This window comes from Bradyrhizobium sp. AZCC 1693 (assembly GCF_036924745.1).
Classification (GTDB): Bacteria; Pseudomonadota; Alphaproteobacteria; order Rhizobiales; family Xanthobacteraceae; genus Bradyrhizobium.
In genome coordinates this window covers 2613915-2631519 of sequence record NZ_JAZHSD010000001.1, presented here as the reverse complement: position 1 = coordinate 2631519, position 17605 = coordinate 2613915, and the positions used below count along the sequence as shown (strand labels likewise).

Below are 17605 nucleotides of genomic sequence, written 5' to 3'. Positions count from 1 at the left end.
GAGGCCTAGCCATGAACAAGCCCGTCCTGCCGATGTCTTCGCTGTCGCTGAAACTGCCGAAGGCGGATCGTTCGATCGAAACCTATCGCCTGGCGGCGTCGCGGACGTTTCCGGCGAAGCTTGACGGCACGCTTAACCGCGTGGCGTTCTCGGCCGCGCATGTGGTGGCGGATCCACTGGCGGACAACGATCCCTGGCTTAACGCCGCGATCGACTGGGACCGCACCATTGCGTTCCGCGAGCATGTCTGGGACCTCGGCCTCGGCGTCGCAGAGGCGATGGACACCGCGCAGCGCGGCATGGGGCTGGACTGGCCGACCTCGCTGGAGTTGATCCAGCGCTCGGTGAAGGCCGCCAAGGCAAACGGCAATGCGCTGGTGTTTTCCGGCGCCGGCACCGACCACCTCGCGGTTGACGATGCAAAGTCCATCGATGACGTGATTGGTGCTTACGAAGAACAGATCGCGGCGGTCGAGAAGGCCGGCGGCCGGATCATCCTGATGGCCTCGCGTGCGCTGGCAAAGCTCGGCCGCAGCGCGGACGACTATGCAAAGGTCTACAACCGCGTGCTCGGCCAGGTTCGCGAGCCCGTGATCATCCATTGGCTCGGCGACATGTTCGACCCGGCGCTGGCAGGCTACTGGGGCACGGCAAATCTCGACAAGGCGATGGACACGGCGGTTGCCATCATCAACGCCAACGCGGCCAAGGTCGATGGCGTAAAGGTCTCGCTGCTCGACAAGCAGCGCGAAATCGACATGCGCCGGCGGCTGGACAAGAACGTCAAGATGTATACCGGCGACGATTTCAACTATGCCGAATTGATCGCCGGCGACGACCAGGGTTTTTCACACGCGCTGCTCGGCATCTTCGATGCCATCGCGCCGGCGGCGTCCTATGCGCTGTCGCGGCTTGCGGCCGGCGACGAGGCCGGCTTCCACGACGTGCTGGGGCCGACGGTGCCGTTGTCGCGCCACATCTTCCGGGCGCCGACGCGGTTCTACAAGACCGGCATCGTGTTCATGGCCTATCTCAACGGCCATCAGGACCATTTCACCATGGTCGGCGGGCAGGAGAGCACGCGCTCGACGCTGCATCTGGCCGAACTGTTTCGTTTGGCCGACAAGGCAGGCCTGCTCTCCAACCCTGAAATGGCGACACGGCGCATGAAGACGGTGCTGGCAACGCGCGGCATCGAGCCCTGATGCGCGATTTTTCTGCCGACCATCGCTGGCTGTCGCTGAACACGGCGACGGTGCGCAAGCAGGGCGATCTCGTCGCCATCATCGAGGCCTGCGCGCGCCATGGCATCCGCGCTATCGATCCCTGGCGCGACCAGGTCGCTTCCGTCGGGCTCGACCGCACGGTGCGGGCGGTGCGCGACGCCGGGCTCGAACTGTCGGGCTATTGCCGCGGCGGCATGTTCACGGCGGATGCGGCGCGCCGCATCGAGGCGCGCGACGACAATCGCCGCGCCGTCGACGAAGCCAAGGCGCTGGGCGCGCCCTGCGTGGTGCTGGTCGTCGGCGGCCTGCCGCAATATTCGCGGCCGGGCAGTGCTCCTTCGAAAGATATCGCGGCCGCGCGCACGCAGGTTCACGACGCCATCGGCGAAATGTTGGAATACGCCAAGCAGGCCAACATGCCGCTCGCGATCGAGCCGCTGCATCCGGCCTATGCCGCCGACCGTGCCTGCGTGAACACGACCAAGCAGGCGCTGGATATTTGCGACCAGCTCGATCCACAGCGCACCGGCGCGCTCGGCGTTGCGCTCGACGTCTATCACGTCTGGTGGGACCCGGAGCTGATTGGCCAGATCGCGCGCGCGGGAAAGGACCGCCTGCTCGCGTTTCACGTCTGCGACTGGCTGGTGCCGACAAAAGACATCCTCAACGACCGCGGCATGATGGGCGACGGCGTCATCGACATCAAATCTGCGCGATCGGCGGTCGAGGCACAGGGCTTTGGCGGCTATTCCGAGATCGAAATCTTCTCCAACGACTGGTGGGCAAGGCCGATGGATGAGGTTTTGCGGACCTGCATCGAGCGGCATCGTACGGTGGTCTAGCGGCCGTCGATCGAAGTCGCTTGTTCGCTGTTTCAATGGCGGACGGTGTTGTCTCGTATGTGAACTGACACGCCTTCTGGTTGTGATAATGTCGCGCCAAGAGACAGCGCACGGTTCCAGATTTAACCTTTTGCGCGGCTATTTAGATTAACAAAGGGTTACCGTTGCGCCCCCGCGAACTCCGGCGCTAGCTACGCCGCACGGAGAATGTCTCCGCGAGCGATGAGCGACACCATGAAAATCCTTTATGCAATTGCGGCCCTCACCCTGCTGTCGACATCGGCGCAGGCCTGGCAGGTCGTGGAACGCTGCACCCACAGCAAGTTCTATGGGCAGACCTGCACGACGTCCTACCTGGACGATCCGCCACGTAACGCGGCCCAGGAACAGGAAGACGAGAAGGCAAGACGCGCCAACATCGAGAAGTGGGAAGCGTTCTGCAAGCCAAGGCGCACCTACGATGACGAAGGCGTCGTCCGCCTGGTTTACGCCCGCAGGGGCTGCGAGTTCGGCCGCAGCGAATAACGCTTTCGCTCCTCGCGATCTGCGAGGAGTATTCCGGGCTCGTTGGCTCGATGAACGGCGGCGCCTTGTCGCGTCCGATAGACCGCTAAATCTTTATCGACCAAATAGCGAAGCGGTTAGTCACATCGCTTTACGCCGCCTCAATGCTTGTCGGGCATTCCTGACGTTCGGCATTCATTTCAAGAGGCAGCGTCCATGCGCGTCTTCATCGCAATCTCGATTGTCGTCGCTTCGGTATCGTCCGCGTCCGCGCAATTCGCGATGGATCACGGCCACGCCGCGGATGCTGCCCAGGCCGCCCGCGCGGCGAAGGCTGCCGCGGATGCCAAGGCCGCGGCCATCGCCACCGGCGCGCCGCTGCTTCCCAGCCAGCAAACCAATTTCTACGTCGGCAGCGGCGGCACCGTGAAGATCCTGCCCCGGATGGCGGAAGAACTGAAGGCCGATGAAGCCGCCCAGACCGCCTGGAACGAACGCTGCCGGCCGACCGTGGTCGAAGACCGCGATGGCCTGCGCCGCGTGAAATACGCCGAACGGGACTGCGATCTCTCCCGCTTCAACACCGCCGGGAATTAAATCTCCCGCATATCAGCGCAGAATCGAGCGCTCTGCTGCGAACCCGCGGTCCGGTTCCGACTATTACCTCCCAGGTCGAAATGCTAGAGCTTCCCCAACTACCGTTGGGGCGGCATGACTTTCACTTCCTGGCAGTTCGGTGTTTTTGTCGCGATCGTATTTGCGGCCTATTACCTGCCGGCGCTGCGAGCGTTTCAGGTTCAGTTGCTGGTCTTCGCCAGCCTGTTCTTTTACGGGTATGGCCAGCCGGAACTGCTGGCGCTGCTGGCCGTCGCGGTTTTCGGAACCTACCTCTTCCTGGTTCTGGCATTGCGAAACCGGCGCGCCTGGCTTCCGGCCGGCATCGCCTTCAATCTCGTGCTGCTCGCGTTCTTCAAATACAAGCTGCTGTTCATCGATCCGGCGTCCCCCAGCCTGGTGGACTTCGCGCCGCTTGATTTCCTGCTGAAGCTGCCGCTGCCGATCGGCATTTCATTTTTCGTCTTCCACAACATCAGCCTGCTGGTCGATCTGACCCGGCACAAGGCGGCGCCGCCGACGCTGACCGGCGTCTTTCTCTACATCATCTTCTTTCCACAGCTCGTTTCAGGCCCGATCACGCGCGCGGAAATGTTCATGCCGCAGATCAAGCCGAAATATTTTGCGGACATTCCGTTCGTCGAGGCCGCGAAATGGATCCTGACTGGATTTTTCTTCAAGCTGTATGTGGCGAACAACCTCAATGAAATGACGTCCTGTATGAGCTTCCCGCTCTACGAGACGCTGCAGACCCAGGATCGCTGGTTGCTCGTTTTCCTCTACAGCTATCAGATCTATGCGGACTTCTTCGGCTATTCCGCGATTGCGATCGGGCTTGCTCTCCTGTTCGGCTACCGCCTGCCGATCAACTTCAATCTTCCCTACATCTCGACCTCGTTCTCCGAGTTCTGGACGCGCTGGCACATCTCGCTGTCGAACTGGCTGCGGACCTATCTTTACGTTCCGCTCGGCGGCAACCGCCACGGCGTATGGCGGACCTATTTGAACCTGACGATCGTGATGGGATTGGGCGGTCTCTGGCACGGCGCTGGCCTCGGCTATTTGATGTGGGGGCTGCTGCACGGCCTGCTGCTGGTGCTCGAACGCCCCTTGTTGGCCCGACTGGCTTCGATCGACGTTGCGGTGTTTCGAGCAGTGCGGATGACCATCGTCTTTGTCTGCGTCACCATGCTCTGGATTTTCTTCAAGCTGCCGAATTTCGATCATGCGGTCGGCTACCTCGCGGGCATGTTTGTGCCGAGCGCGAATCCCAACCCGACGAAGCTGTTCTACAGCCTGGCGCTGCTCTATTCGCTGCCGGTCATGATTCAGCACCTTGGTTTCGGCTCGCTGTTCGAGGGAAGACTTCGCTGGGCGGAGCCATATCTCTACGGCTCGATGGCCGCGCTGATGTATCTGGAGGCGGGTCCCGAAACGTCGTTCATCTATTTTCAGTTCTAGGGACGAGGAAAGCGTGTCTGCGGTTCGATGGTTGATGAAATGCGGGGCTGCTGCAGCGATTGTCTTGATCGTCTGCGGCTTTGCCACCGCGCGCTTCGGCAGCGGGCTGCAAATGCCGGCGACGACGACGCGGGACGGCGCGCTGATCACCCTGAGCCGTTACCTGCGCGAGCCGGTGCCTGACGTCGTGCTGGTGGGCAGCTCGATCACGTTCCGCCTCAAGGAGGAATATTTCGCAACGCGCGGCTTGCGGAACCTGGCGCTTGCGGGGGGCTCTCCGGTCACCGGGCTGGAGATCGTTGCCAGCCAGCCGCGGCTTCCCGGTGTCATCCTGATCGAGGCGAATGTGCTCGCCCGTTCCACCGATGTCGCGCTGGTCGAACATTACTCGCGCGGCGACACGGAGCCGTTTTTCTTTCGCCCCGTCAGAGCCGCGGTAGCGGCCCATGAGCAGCGGCTTCACGCACCGCTGACGCATGAGCAGGTGGCGCTCGACCTGCGCCGATTGGTCGGGCAGCCGCCGAGCGATTTCGACAACCGGATCTATGCGGATCGCGCGCTGCAGCAGTTCGATGCGGAGGATCCGACGGATGCCGCGCGGATCAACGCGAAACGAATTGAGGCGTTGATCCGGATGGTGGAACAACGCGGCGCGCGGGTGTTCCTGTTCGAGCTACCGTATTCCGAACCGATCGAAGGCTCGCGATTTGCAGCGACCACGCGGGAGATTATTCACGCCGCGTTTCCGGATTCCAATCGATGGTTGCCCGTCGAAGTAGACCGAAGCGAGCTGCGCTGGGCCGACGGCGTTCATCTCGACGAACGCTCTGCGGTAATTGTAACGCAGGCGATGGAGCGCGCCTTGGCCGCGGCGCGCACGCTGAAGTGACGGAGGAGGCCCAGCCACGCTGTTTTCGCCGAAAACGCCTGAGGCGGCGGCGTTATCGCGGTTGAGCAAGGTAGGCGATGATCTTTTTCCTATCGTCGCTCGATGATAGGCCGCCATACGGCTTCATGCTGTTGCCGGGTACGACTTCATCGGGGTTTGCAATGAAGCGATCGAGCTTCTCTTCATCCCAGACGAAACCTGCTTCCTTCATTGCGCTGGAAAATCCGTAGTCCGGCAGCGATCCTGCTTTACGTCCGACAATCTTATGCAGGTTGGGACCCAGCCGATTGTCGCCTTCCTTCACCATGTGACAGGTTCGACAGGCATTGTTGAACGCCTGCTGGCCTGAGGCGTCCTCATTGCCTTGCGACGCCTGAGGCAGGGCGGAAGGCGATGGAAGCATGAATGCCATTGCGCTCAACGCGCTTATCAAGAGCAGGCGATCGCGGTGCCGTACACGTCCGTCTCGCCGCCTGGACGTTGGCCGGGCGAGAAGCGTAATGAAGTGCCATTGCCTCATTCGATCACCTCGTCGGCAAGGGGATTGCGTCAAAGCTGCGGTCAGGGGCTTGCGGTCTGTTGCAGCGTATTGAAGCGAGCCTTCTGCTCGTTGCTCAGCGCGGCATAGAACTCATCCAGTGGCGGCTGCACCAGCGCGGCTGCCTGCAGCATGGCTTCGAGCCGCCTTTCCATGGCCTCCAGCCGTCCAAGCGGCGTGAGCGGCACGTCATCGGGGCAGGCGGCCTGCAATCTTTCAACCGCACTCTTCGTCGCCGTGCTGAGGCGGTCGAGCGCTTCCTTTTGCTTGCCGGCCGGATGTAGCACGGCCTCGATCCGCTCGATCGGTAGCTGCGTGAGGCTGGACTTCGGCTCGCCGCACTTCTCGGCTTCAGCATTCGCTTCCTGCTGCGGCTGCTGTTGCGATCGCTCGCCGACGTTCGGGCCAAGTGCGTTGAAGCGCGCTTTTTGCTCGTCGTTGAGCGAATTATAAAATTGCTCAAGTGCCGGCCGCACGATCTTTACCGCGTCGAGCGTTGCGCTTACGCGGTTCGTCATCGCGCGCAAGCGACCGGGTGGCGTCATCGCATAGGAATCGGCGCAGCTGAACACGTCGGCCGCCTTTGCCGCGGCGGCCTTCAATTCATCAAGCAGGACGCGCTGATCGGGCCTCGGCTGTACTGCCCGAGCGATCTCCTCGATCGGCCAGGCGGTCACGCCCTTATCCGGACCTCCGCACAATTGCCGGAGAGCCTGCGGGCTCACGCTTGCGCGTCCGCGCGCTCGATAATCGGTGATCGCAGCACCAGGCTCCGGATATCTGGCGTAAGCGGAATACGGGCTGTCCGTCCCCCAAAACACTGTGTCGACGAAGTCGTCGTAAGCGTAGGCCCAATAGCCGGGGTCATAGGCATAGGGCCAAAAGGTGTAACTGAAGATGTCGGAATAGGCGTAGGGCCAGAACACCGGGCCGAGCCAGGCCACAAACGCTGCGCGGTGACCGCGCCGCCAGGCATCGCGGGGAGCCCAGCTGTTCTCCCGGGCCGTGAGCGCAGTTCGGGCTTGCAGGGCATCATTGCTGCGGAACTGCGCGGCAAATCGCCCGCGTGCGGCAGCCTGCATGGCGGCCGTTCGTTCAGCCGAAGGCTGCGGGCTCAGCCGCTGCAGGCGCGCCTGATCGCTTTGCTGCATGCGCTGCTCGCGCTGGAGCAGGCGGTTTTGGGTCTGCAGCGACCTTTCCTGCGCGCGTTGCGCCCGCAGGCCTTCCGGCTTTTGCGACTGCAATTGCTGCACGCGCTGCTGCAGGCGATCGATGCGGGTCTGCCGATCTGTGCTCTGACGCGACAGCATGTCGCGCTGCCGCTCCTGCACGATCTGCTGTCGCTGCTGGATACGCTGCTCACGCTGCTGCGCACGCGTCTCGATCTGTTCCTTTCGCGACGGTCGCGCGCTCGCGGCGGGCGATGCACCCGGGCCCGATGGTGCGGCGATGCGCGGCTCGGGATGTCTCGTCATGGCTGGTCGCTGCGGCGGCGCGGCGCGATGGATCTCGGGTCGTGGCGCTGCAATATGCGGTGCGGACGGGCGCGGCGGGGCGGCGATCCGTGGCGGGGCATGCGGGACCATGGCCGGACGCTGCGGCGGGGGAGCCGCGCGGAACGCCGGTGCGGCGGATCGCGCCATTGCCGGCGGTGCCGCGGGACGGGCCATCGCTGGCGGCGCCGCTGGGCGCGCCATCGCCGGTGGAGGTCCCGCTGGCCGGGCCGCTGGCGCAGCCGAGCCACCTGGGCCTCTCCGGTCCTGCGCCGACAAGCCGGTGCTCACCGCGATCGCGGAGACACCAAGAAAAAACGCTGCAAGGCGAACACCGCGCGGAAGCATGATCGCAACTCCCTCGTGCTTCGTCGCCCGGGGATGTCAACGCGTAAGGATAGGAATCGTTCGCGATTTTGCGATGCGAGGCTGGTGCAATTCGTCACAGGCCTAGCTGACCGTGCAAGGCACGCTCAAATATCCGCGGAATCTCACCCGGCCGCCGCGAACCGGCTCGCCGTTGAGCGCATAATCCGGAAAGCGCGCGAGGAAGCGCGAGATCGCGATGGCGCCCTCGAGCCGCGCCAGCGCCATGCCGGCGCATTGATGTGCGCCGGTGCCGAAGGCCAGATGCCGGTTCGGCGTACGGCCGATATCGAAACGTTCGGGATCGGCGAACTGCGCGGGGTCGCGGTTGGCGGCGCCGATGCACAGCGTCACCGGCGTGCCCGGCGGCATCGCGACGCCGCCGAGTTCGAACGGCTCGACGGTCATGCGGTTGCCGAGCTGGTTCGAGCTTTCGAACCGCAGCATTTCCTCGACCGCGGTCTTGATCAGCGAAGGGTCGTCGATCAATCGCCGTTTCTCGCTCGCGTGGTTCGACAGCGCCACCAGCCCGTTGCCGATCAAATTGGTGGTGGTCTCGTGGCCGGCATTGAGCAGGAAGATGCAGTTGTGCAGAAGCTCCTTTTCGGTCAGCCGTTCGCCATTGTCTTCGCCCTGAATGAGCCGCGTCAGCACGTCGCGGTCGGGATTGCCGGGCTTGGCCCGCCGCCGGGCCACCAGCCCGTCGAGGTACGACAGGAAGTCCTTCACCGCCTTGTTGCCGCGGGCGAAGGCGTCCGGACTAACCACCGGCTCCAGCGCGCCGAGGATGGCCAGCGACCAGCCGCGCAGGGGCTCGCGCTCGTCCTCGGGCACGTCGAGCAGATTGCCGATCACCTCGATCGGGATTGCTGCGGCGAAATCGTCGATCAGGTCCACCTTGCCCTTGGCGGCGATGCTATCGAGCAGGCGGTCGACCAGCCGGATCAGATCGGGCCCCATGCCGGCGATCGCGCGCGGCGAGAGCGCACCCATGATCAGGCGCCGGACGCGGGTGTGGGCGGGTGGATCGTTGAAGACGAGGCTCGTGGTGTGGTGCTCGTAGAGCAGGGAGGCGCCGTATTTCGGCGAAAACTCCTTTTTCTTGTCGGATGAGAAGGCCTTGGTGTTCTTGTAGGCCGCAACCAGGTCGTCGTAGCGGGTCAGGAAATACGAGCCGTTCGGCAGCCGCTTGACCGGCTCGGTTTCGCGCAGCGCGCGATAGGTCGGGTAGGGGTTGGCATAGAACTCCGGCGTCAGCTTTTCGAGGTCGAAGGTGGCTGCCAGTTCGCGCGCATCCAAATTCATGGCCCGCCATATGCTTTGGGAAGATTAGGTAAGCGACCATCCAATTAGTCGCAATTGCAACTATCTTAAATGCCCCGGCTAGAGCGTCAAGCCGGAACGCAGCTTCCGGCTCCGCACCATCAGCGGCGCGTTCGGGTTGCGGCCGATCCGGGATGAACCGGCAAGATGAGCACTGGATTTCGGAAAAGGCGTGCTCAAACAAAGCGATGAAGCTGTGTCTTTGACGCCACCCTGCGAGAGAATCCGCTTGGTGCGCTGCAATAGATCCTTGACTTCGTCAAGGTGAGTGATTACTCACGCTCCCATGTCTACCCTGCGCATGACCAGTGACTTGCGGCGGCAATTGATCTTGAGCGCCGCCAAGCGATGCTTTGCCCGTAACGGCTTTGCTGGCACCACGACGAAGAGCGTGGCGGCAGCCGCGGCCATTTCGGAAGGGCTGTTGTTCAAGCACTTCCCCTCCAAGGCCGCGCTTTATGCCGAAATCCTCGCCGAGGAGTGCGAGGCCGACCCGGACTTTGCGCACCTGCTCGGCCAGGAGCCTTCAACTGCCACACTGGTTGAACTGGTCAAGGGCATGGTTGGCCATTTCATGGAAGTATCCGACGGGTCGGATCAGGAGGAAGCGCAGCGGCTGCGGCTGATGACGACGAGCCATCTCGACGATGGCGAGTTCGCGCGTCTGCTCTACGACAAGATCGGCGGCCTGATCGGCCCGGTGTTCAGCGCATCGATCGAAAGCGCTGTCGCGGCCGGTGACGCCGCGCGGATCGGCAGCGATCCGCTCAACCTGTTCTGGTTCGCGCATCACACCGTGCTGATGGCGGCGCTCTCGCGGCTTCCCGCCGTGCCCTGTCTTTCCTACGGCGACGCCGCCGATCTGGAGCGGCAGCTTTGTCAATTCATCCTGCGCGGCATCGGACTTACCGAAGCCGCAATTGCTTCTCATCTGGACGGCGAGCTGTCACCGAATTCGGGACAATCGGTAACTGCAGAAAGTGCATGACATGAATATCGTGACTGAATCCAAACTATCGGGCAAGCCGATAACCGACAAGTCGCACAAGCGGCCGGTCCGGATGGTGCGCTGGTTCATCGTCGTGGGAACGCTGCTGACCGTGCTGGTCGGCGGTCTCGTCTGGTTCAACTATTTCCGCGGCAAGATGATCGCGCAGTTCTTCGCGAACAACAAGCCGCCGGCGGTGAGCGTCAACGTCGCCACGGCGAAGTCCGAGACCATTCCGAACCTCCTGACTGCGGTCGGCGATCTCGCCGCCGTGCACCAGGTCAACGTGACCTCCGACGTCAACGGCCGCATCACCGACATCCAGTTCACGGCGGGCGCCAGCGTGAAGGCGGGCACGCCGCTGGTTCAGCTGTTCGACGGTCCGGAGCAGGGCGACCTTGCCAACTTCAAGGCCCAGCAGCGCGTGGCGCAGATCTCGCTGGATCGCGCCAAGCAACTGGCTGAGCGGCAGGTCGGCCCGCAGGCGACGGTGGACACGGCGCAGGCTGCGTTCGATCAGGCCAGCGCCGGCATTGCCAAGACGGAAGCCATCATCTCGCAGAAGCTGGTGCGGGCGCCGTTCGATGGCGAGCTTGGCGTTCGCAAGGTCGAGGTTGGACAATATCTCACGGCAGGCACGCAGATCGTCTCGCTGACCGACCTGTCGGTGCTGTATGCGAACTTCACCGTGACGGAAAAGGATTCCGGCCAGCTCAAGGTCGGTCAGATCGTTCGTATCGCGGTCGACGCCTATCCGGGCCGCACCTTCGAGGGCAAGATCACTACCATCGAGCCGCAGATCGCGACCGAAACGCGCAACATCCGCGTGCAGGCGACGATCCAGAATCCGGATCGGATCCTCAAGCCCGGCATGTTCGTCACCACCACCGTGGTGCTGCCCAACAAGCCGCCGGTCATCACCGTGCCCGAAACCGCGGTCGACTACACACTTTATGGCGACTCGGTCTACCTCCTCAGCGAGAAGAAGGAAGAGGACGGCAAGACCAGTCTCACGGTGACGCGTACCTTCGTGCAGACCGGCAACCGTGTCGAGGGACGTGCTGAAATCCTGAAGGGGTTGAAGGACGGCGACCGTGTCGTGGCCGTCGGCCAGCTCAAGCTGCAATCGGGATCGGCAGTGACGGTATCGAACGATCCGGTGCCGCCGATACCGGCGAAGCCGCCGCGCTACTGATACATGATCGCGGCCAGAGCGCCGCTTGCGAAAAGGTGGGCGGCGGTCTTGGAGATGAGACCGTGCCCGAAATGCTGAACTCAGCGGGATAATCTGCGATGGCCTTAACCGATATCTTCATCAAACGTCCGGTCCTGTCGGTCGTCGTCAGCCTGCTGATCCTCCTGATCGGTCTGAGGGCCGCCAGCGTATTGCCGATCCGGCAATATCCGAAACTGTCGAACACGGTGATCAACGTCACCACCGTCTATCCGGGCGCATCGGCTAACCTGATTCAGGGCTTCATCACCACGCCGATCGAGCAGGCGGTCGCCTCCGCCGAGGGTGTCGACTACATCACCTCGTCATCGGTGCAGGGCACCAGCACGATCCAGGTCTACGTCAAGCTCAATTTCGATCCGAACCAGGCGCTGACCGAAGTTCTCGCCAAGGTGAATTCGGTCAAATACCTGATCCCGAAGGAATCGAACGATCCGATCGTGACCAAGACCACCGGCCAGACCACGGCCGTGATGTATCTCGGCTTCTCCAGCGATGAGCTCTCGGGCTCGGCGATCTCGGATTATCTGACGCGCGTGGTGCAGCCGGTGCTCTCGACGGTCGACGGCGTGGCGTCGGCCGACATTCTCGGAGGCCAGACCTTTGCGATGCGGCTGTGGCTCGATCCGGTGCGGATGGCGGGGCGCGGCGTATCGCCGAACGACGTCTCGGCGGCGATTGCCGCCAACAACTTCCAGGCCGCGGCCGGCCAGGCCAAGGGCTACTTCATCGTATCGAACATTCAGACCAACACCGACCTGCGGAACCTCGATCAGTTCAAGAAGATGATCGTCAAGTCCAAGGACGGCGGCTTCGTGCGGATCGAGGATATTGCAACCGTCGAACTTGCCGCCCAAAGCTCGGACGCGAGCGTCGCATTCAGCGGCGAGCGCGCGATCTTCATCGGCGTGCAGGCAACGCCGCAAGGCAACCCGCTGACGTTGGTCAAGGGCGTGCGCGCGCTGTTTCCGGAACTCGAACGCAACCTGCCGCCTTCGATGAAGATGAAGGTGGCCTACGATTCCACCAAGTTCATTCAGTCGTCGATCGACGAGGTGAAGAACACGCTGATCGAGGCGGTGTTGATCGTCGTGGTCGTGATCTTCCTGTTCCTCGCCTCGTTCCGCTCCGTCATCATTCCCGTGGTCACTATCCCGCTGTCGCTGATCGGCGTCTGCAGCCTGATGCTGGCCATGGGCTTCAGCTTCAACCTGCTGACCCTGCTGGCGATGGTGCTGGCGATCGGGCTCGTGGTCGACGACGCCATCGTGGTGGTGGAAAACATCCATCGCCATCTGGAGGAAGGAAAAACCCCGGTCCAGGCGTCGCTGCAGGGCGCGCGCGAAATCGTCGGCCCTGTGATCTCGATGACGATTACGCTGGCGGCGGTGTATGCGCCGATCGGCTTCCTCGGCGGCCTGACCGGTTCGCTGTTCCGCGAATTCGCCTTCACGCTCGCCGGCTCGGTGATCGTGTCGGGTGTGATTGCGCTGACGCTGTCGCCGATGATGTGCTCGGTGCTGCTCAAGAGCGCGGACGAGGGACGGTTCGCCCGGCTGGTCAACCGGGTGTTCGGCGCGATGACGCGCTGGTATGGGCGGCAGCTCGACCGCTCGCTCGACTATCGTCCGATCACCGGCGTGTTCGCGCTGACGATCCTTGGCCTGGTCGGGTTCCTCTACATGAACACATCCAAGGAACTCGCCCCCGAAGAGGATCAGGGCATCGTGTTCTCGGTGACCAAGGCGCCGAAATACGCCAACATCGACTATGTCGACTTCTACGGCGACAAGCTCGACAAGGCGTTCGCCAAATTCCCCGAGACCGACCTGCGCTTCGTCCTGAACGGCATCAACGGGCCGCAGGGCGGTATTGCCGGCATGCTGCTCAAGCCGTGGGACGAGCGTCAGCGTTCTTCCATCAAGCTGAAGCCGCTGGTGCAGGCTGAGATCAGCAAGATCGAAGGCGTCCAGGCGTTCGCGTTCAACCTGCCGCCGCTCCCGGGCGGGCCGGGTGGTTTGCCGGTGCAGATGGTGATCAATTCGACCTCCGGCTTCCAGACCGTCTACGAGCAGATGGCCAAGCTGAAGGATGCCGCGCGCAAGAGCGGCCTGTTCATCGTGTCCGACTCTGATCTCGACTTCAATCAGCCGGTGGTGCGCGTCTCCGTCGACCGTTCCAAGGCGAGCGACCTCGGCATCAACATGGCGCAGGTCGGCGCCACGCTGCAGACGCTGCTGGGCGGCAACTACGTCAACCGCTTCAACCTCGAGGGCCGCTCCTATCAGGTGATTCCGCAGGTGCCGCGGGACAAGCGCCTGTCGCCGGAATCGCTCGGCGGTTACTACGTCCCGACCAACACCGGGCAGCTTGTGCCGCTGTCGACCATCGTGTCGATCGAGACCGGCACCGATCCGAACTCGCTGACGCACTACAACCAGCTCAACTCCGCGACCTTCTCGGCGGTGCCAATGCCGGGCGTGACGGTCGGGCAGGCGGTGGACTTCCTGGAGGGCGAAGCGAAGAAGATGCCATCCGGCTTTGGCCACGACTATCTGGCCGACTCCCGCCAGTATGTGCAGGAAGGGAACCAGCTTGCGATCACCTTCGGCTTTGCGCTGATTATCATCTTCCTGGTGCTGGCGGCGCAGTTTGAAAGCCTGCGGGATCCGCTGGTCATCATGATCAGCGTTCCCATGGCGATCGTCGGCGCGCTGATTCCGCTGTTCTTCGGCGTGGCCACCATCAACATCTATACCCAGGTCGGGTTGCTGACGCTGGTCGGCCTCATCACCAAGCACGGCATTCTGATGGTCGAGTTCGCCAACGAATTGCAGCTCAAGGAAGGCCTCGACAAGCGTTCGGCGATCGAGATGGCGGCCCGCATCCGGCTGCGTCCGATCCTGATGACGACGGCAGCGATGGTCACCGGCCTGATTCCGCTGCTGACGGCGACCGGCGCAGGTGCGGCGAGCCGCTTCTCGATCGGCCTCGTGGTCGTTTCCGGCATGTCGATCGGCACGCTGTTCACGCTGTTCGTACTGCCCGCGGTCTATGTCTGGCTGGCCACCGACCACCAGGCCAAGGCCGACTCGCAGCGGACCAAGGAGATCGCCGATTTCGATCTCGCGAGGACGGCGCTCAAGCCGACCTGAGCTCTTAAGCCGATAACAATCGAGCGGCGGCAGCGGAATTCGCTGCCGCCGCTTTTTTGTGCCGGCAGTCATGCGACCGGCGACGCCGCCTTCTTCTGCATGCTAGGAAGAAAGAAAACAGGGGAGCCAACATGACCAGCGACTTTGCAGCCGGCAACTACCGCTTCATCCCGGCCGTATTTCAGTATTCCGGCGGGGTGGCCGCCAATCCCGGCTACGAGATCGAGCGGGTGCGCTTCGACAAATGGGTGCCGCTGGCCGAAGGCTTTGCGCAAATCGCAAAATACATTCAGGCGGCGGGCAGGCCGCTGACATCGTTCTGCGCCTGCGAACTGCGATCGCCGACGGCGTTTACCGATGAGGGATTCCGCAATTTCAACCTGCACTACGTCAAGACACTGGCGGAATGGGGCGTCTATGACGGCAAAACCAATCCGGTCGCGCGCAGCAATGTCTGTCCGGAGATCGATCCGCCGGGCGAGCCTTCGTTCTATGCGTTTTCATTCACGCGGCCGAGCCAGAGCACGACGCCGAGTTTCGTCATTGCGGGCAGTGGCGAGTCGCAGGAAGGCAACGCGAGCTATGCGGAGCGTACGGTGCGTTATCGCGATATCAGCCCCGAGGGCATTGCGGAGAAGGTCCGTTACGTCGCCAGCGTGATGGAGCGGCGCATGGGCGAATTCGGGTTTGGCTGGAACGATGCTACCGCTGTGCAGACCTACACCATCCACGATTTCCACCACGTCTTCGCCGACGCGCTGGTTCGCCGTGGCGCGGCGCGTTCGGGGTTGACCTGGCATTTTGCGCGACCGCCGGTGATCGATCTTGAGTATGAGATGGATTGCCGGAGGGTGATGCGGGAGGTGGTGATTTAGAATTCGGTGGCGCGCTCCCTCGCCCCGCTCTTGCGGGGTCGAAACGAGCGAAGCTCGCGCTTGGAGGGCTGGGGTGAGGGGCTCTATCCGCGAATGCTGCGGTCAGCCGATGGACCTGTACCCCCTCACCCGGATTGCTTCGCAATCCGACCCCTCCGCGCAAGCGGGGCGAGGTTAAAGAAAGCGCTTACCTTTCCCTCGGATCCAGCGCGTCGCGCAGGCCGTCGCCGACCAGGTTGAACGACAGCACCACGAGAAAGATCGCGAGCCCCGGCCAGACCGCCATCCACGGGGCGTTGGTCAGGAAGCGCTGCGCGGCGTTGAGCATGCTGCCCCAGGATGGCGCCGGGGGCTGCTGGCCAAGGCCGAGGAAGGACAGCGCGGCTTCCGCGATGATCGCAGCGGCGATCGACAGTGTCGCCTGCACCAATAGCGCCGGCATGATGTTGGGCAGGATGTGAAACAGCGCGATGCGCCAGCGCGGGTTTCCCATCGCGCGCGCCGCCTCGACATAGTCCTCTACCTTGACGCTCATGACCTGGCCGCGGGTCAGCCGCACGAAGATCGGCGTCGCCGATATGCCGATCGCGATCATGGCATTGCCGAGGCTGGGGCCCAGGAATGCGGCCAGCGCAATCGCGAGGATCAGGAACGGGCAGGCCAGCATCGCGTCGGTCATGCGGCTGATCAGGGCGTCGATGAAGCCGCCGCGGTAGCCCGACAACAGGCCGAGCGGCACGCCGATCGAAAGCGCGATCCCGACCGAGATCGCGCCGGCCAGCAGTGAAGCCCGCGCGCCGTAGATCACGCGGGCAAGAATGTCGCGGCCGAGTTCGTCGGTCCCGAACCAGTGCAGCGCGGAAGGCGGTTTGCGCACCAGCGACCAGCTGGTCGCGATCGGTTCATAGGGCGAGATCAGCGGTGCAAACACCGCGAGCAGGATGAAGGCTGCGATAACGACAAGGCCCGCCACCGCGCCCTTGCGCTTGAACAGACGCCGCAGCGCGCGCCGCGCCGGGCTCTCCAGCTCGTCGGAAGCTGTCAGCTTGATCGTGCCGAGGGCCGCGTCGGTCATGGCTCAAGCCCTCAGCCGCGGGTTGACGAGGACATAGGCGATATCGGCGATCAGATTGAGCGTGATGTAGATCGTCGCCGTCGTCAGCACGACGCCTTGCACCACCGCATAATCGCGATTGAAGACCGCATCGACGATCAGCTTGCCAAAGCCCGGAATCGAGAAGATCTGTTCGGTCAGCACCGCGCCCGACAGCAGTGTACCCAGTTCAAGCGCGCCAAGCGTAATGACGGGCGTCAGCGCGTTGCGCATGGCATGCTTGAGAATGACGGAGCGTTCGGAAAGGCCCTTGGCGCGGGCGGTGCGGACGTAATCGCTTTCGAGCACCTGCAGCATCGCGCTGCGGGTATGCCGCATCAGGATCGCGGCGATCGCATTGCCCAGCACGAAGGCGGGCATGATGGTGGAGGCAATGCTGGCGCGCCAGTTTTCGGTGAGTGGGACGTAGCCCGACGCCGGCAGCCAGCCGAGCTTGATCGAGAACAGGAAGATCAGCATGATGCCGAGCCAGAAGTTGGGTGTCGAGATGCCCCATAGCGCGAAGAAATTGGCGCCGTAGTCCCAGGCCGTGCCCTTCTTGACCGCCGAAATGATTCCCGCGGGAATGCCGATCAGGAAGGCGATCACGATCGCCATCGACGCCAGTTGCATCGTCACCGGCAGTTTCTGTGCGATCAGCTCGCGCACCGGCACCTTGTTGCGCAGCGACTCGCCGAAATCGCCCGATAGAACACCCTTGACCCAATAGACATATTGCACCGGCACCGGCTGATCGAGCCGGTACTGCTGGCGGATCTGCGCGATCACGTCAGGGTCGCGCTCCTCGCCCGCCATGACAAGCGCCGGATCGCCCGGCAGCAATTGCTGTAGCGAGAAGATCAGGATCGAGACGAAGAACAGCGTCGGAATGAGCTGGACCACGCGACGCGTGAGGAAGTTCAGCATGGCGCTATCCGTGTCCCGGGCGCAGCGCAGCGTGCAACGATGCGCTGCAGAACCGGGACCATGCGAGAGGCGGACG

General features: G+C 63.1%; 15 protein-coding genes. 10 read left to right on the top strand and 5 right to left on the bottom strand.

Going from position 1 to position 17605, the window contains the following annotated elements:
- The first annotated feature begins 11 nt into the window (after positions 1-11).
- From V1293_RS12670 to V1293_RS12645, 6 genes are all read left to right on the top strand, one after another.
- Positions 12-1205, top strand: a complete 1194-nt coding sequence (locus V1293_RS12670) for a dihydrodipicolinate synthase family protein (protein WP_334509920.1) — start codon at positions 12-14, stop codon at positions 1203-1205.
- Positions 1205-2068 (top strand): sugar phosphate isomerase/epimerase family protein, encoded by an 864-nt coding sequence (locus V1293_RS12665; protein ID WP_334509918.1) that lies wholly within the window; start codon positions 1205-1207, stop codon positions 2066-2068. The genes V1293_RS12670 and V1293_RS12665 overlap by 1 nt, the downstream gene beginning before the upstream one ends.
- 234 nt (positions 2069-2302) lie before the next feature.
- On the top strand, positions 2303-2593 hold the full coding sequence (locus V1293_RS12660) for a hypothetical protein (RefSeq protein WP_334509916.1): 291 nt from the start codon (positions 2303-2305) through the stop codon (positions 2591-2593).
- 195 nt (positions 2594-2788) lie between these two features.
- On the top strand, positions 2789-3169 hold the full coding sequence (locus V1293_RS12655) for a hypothetical protein (protein WP_334509914.1): 381 nt from the start codon (positions 2789-2791) through the stop codon (positions 3167-3169).
- A 114-nt stretch (positions 3170-3283) separates the two neighbouring features.
- Positions 3284-4648: an MBOAT family O-acyltransferase gene (locus V1293_RS12650; protein WP_334509913.1), complete on the top strand. Its 1365-nt coding sequence runs from the start codon at positions 3284-3286 to the stop codon at positions 4646-4648.
- A gap of 13 nt (positions 4649-4661) precedes the next feature.
- Positions 4662-5537, top strand: coding sequence for a hypothetical protein (locus V1293_RS12645; RefSeq protein WP_334509911.1), 876 nt, complete (start codon positions 4662-4664; stop codon positions 5535-5537).
- Between the two features lie 52 nt (positions 5538-5589).
- Here the strand turns inward: V1293_RS12645 and V1293_RS12640 are convergent, their stop codons facing one another.
- From V1293_RS12640 to V1293_RS12630, 3 genes are all read right to left on the bottom strand, one after another.
- Positions 5590-5949, bottom strand: coding sequence for a c-type cytochrome (locus V1293_RS12640; protein WP_334509909.1), 360 nt, complete (start codon positions 5947-5949; stop codon positions 5590-5592).
- A gap of 149 nt (positions 5950-6098) precedes the next feature.
- Positions 6099-7550, bottom strand: coding sequence for a Spy/CpxP family protein refolding chaperone (locus V1293_RS12635; RefSeq protein WP_334509907.1), 1452 nt, complete (start codon positions 7548-7550; stop codon positions 6099-6101).
- 468 nt (positions 7551-8018) lie between these two features.
- Positions 8019-9239, bottom strand: coding sequence for a cytochrome P450 (locus V1293_RS12630; protein WP_334509905.1), 1221 nt, complete (start codon positions 9237-9239; stop codon positions 8019-8021).
- 304 nt (positions 9240-9543) lie between these two features.
- On the opposite strand from V1293_RS12630, the gene V1293_RS12625 reads away from it, so the two are divergent.
- The 4 genes from V1293_RS12625 to cnbZ all read left to right on the top strand — a co-directional run bounded on the left by V1293_RS12625 (position 9544) and on the right by cnbZ (position 15509).
- The gene (locus tag V1293_RS12625; protein WP_334509903.1) at positions 9544-10245 is read left to right on the top strand and encodes a TetR/AcrR family transcriptional regulator; all 702 of its coding nucleotides are present in this window, start codon (positions 9544-9546) and stop codon (positions 10243-10245) included.
- Position 10246: 1 nt separating this feature from the next.
- Positions 10247-11440, top strand: a complete 1194-nt coding sequence (locus tag V1293_RS12620) for an efflux RND transporter periplasmic adaptor subunit (protein ID WP_334509901.1) — start codon at positions 10247-10249, stop codon at positions 11438-11440.
- A gap of 98 nt (positions 11441-11538) precedes the next feature.
- On the top strand, positions 11539-14634 hold the full coding sequence (locus V1293_RS12615; RefSeq protein ID WP_334509899.1) for a MexW/MexI family multidrug efflux RND transporter permease subunit: 3096 nt from the start codon (positions 11539-11541) through the stop codon (positions 14632-14634).
- A 131-nt stretch (positions 14635-14765) separates the two neighbouring features.
- A complete protein-coding gene (cnbZ, locus tag V1293_RS12610; protein ID WP_334509897.1) occupies positions 14766-15509 on the top strand; it encodes a 2-amino-5-chloromuconate deaminase CnbZ in 744 nt (247 codons plus the stop codon).
- A gap of 187 nt (positions 15510-15696) precedes the next feature.
- Here the strand turns inward: cnbZ and V1293_RS12605 are convergent, their stop codons facing one another.
- Positions 15697-16584 (bottom strand): ABC transporter permease, encoded by an 888-nt coding sequence (locus tag V1293_RS12605; RefSeq protein ID WP_334509895.1) that lies wholly within the window; start codon positions 16582-16584, stop codon positions 15697-15699.
- 3 nt (positions 16585-16587) lie between these two features.
- Entirely contained in the window at positions 16588-17529 is a 942-nt protein-coding gene (locus V1293_RS12600) for an ABC transporter permease (RefSeq protein ID WP_334509892.1), read from the bottom strand.
- Positions 17530-17605 lie beyond the last annotated feature (76 nt).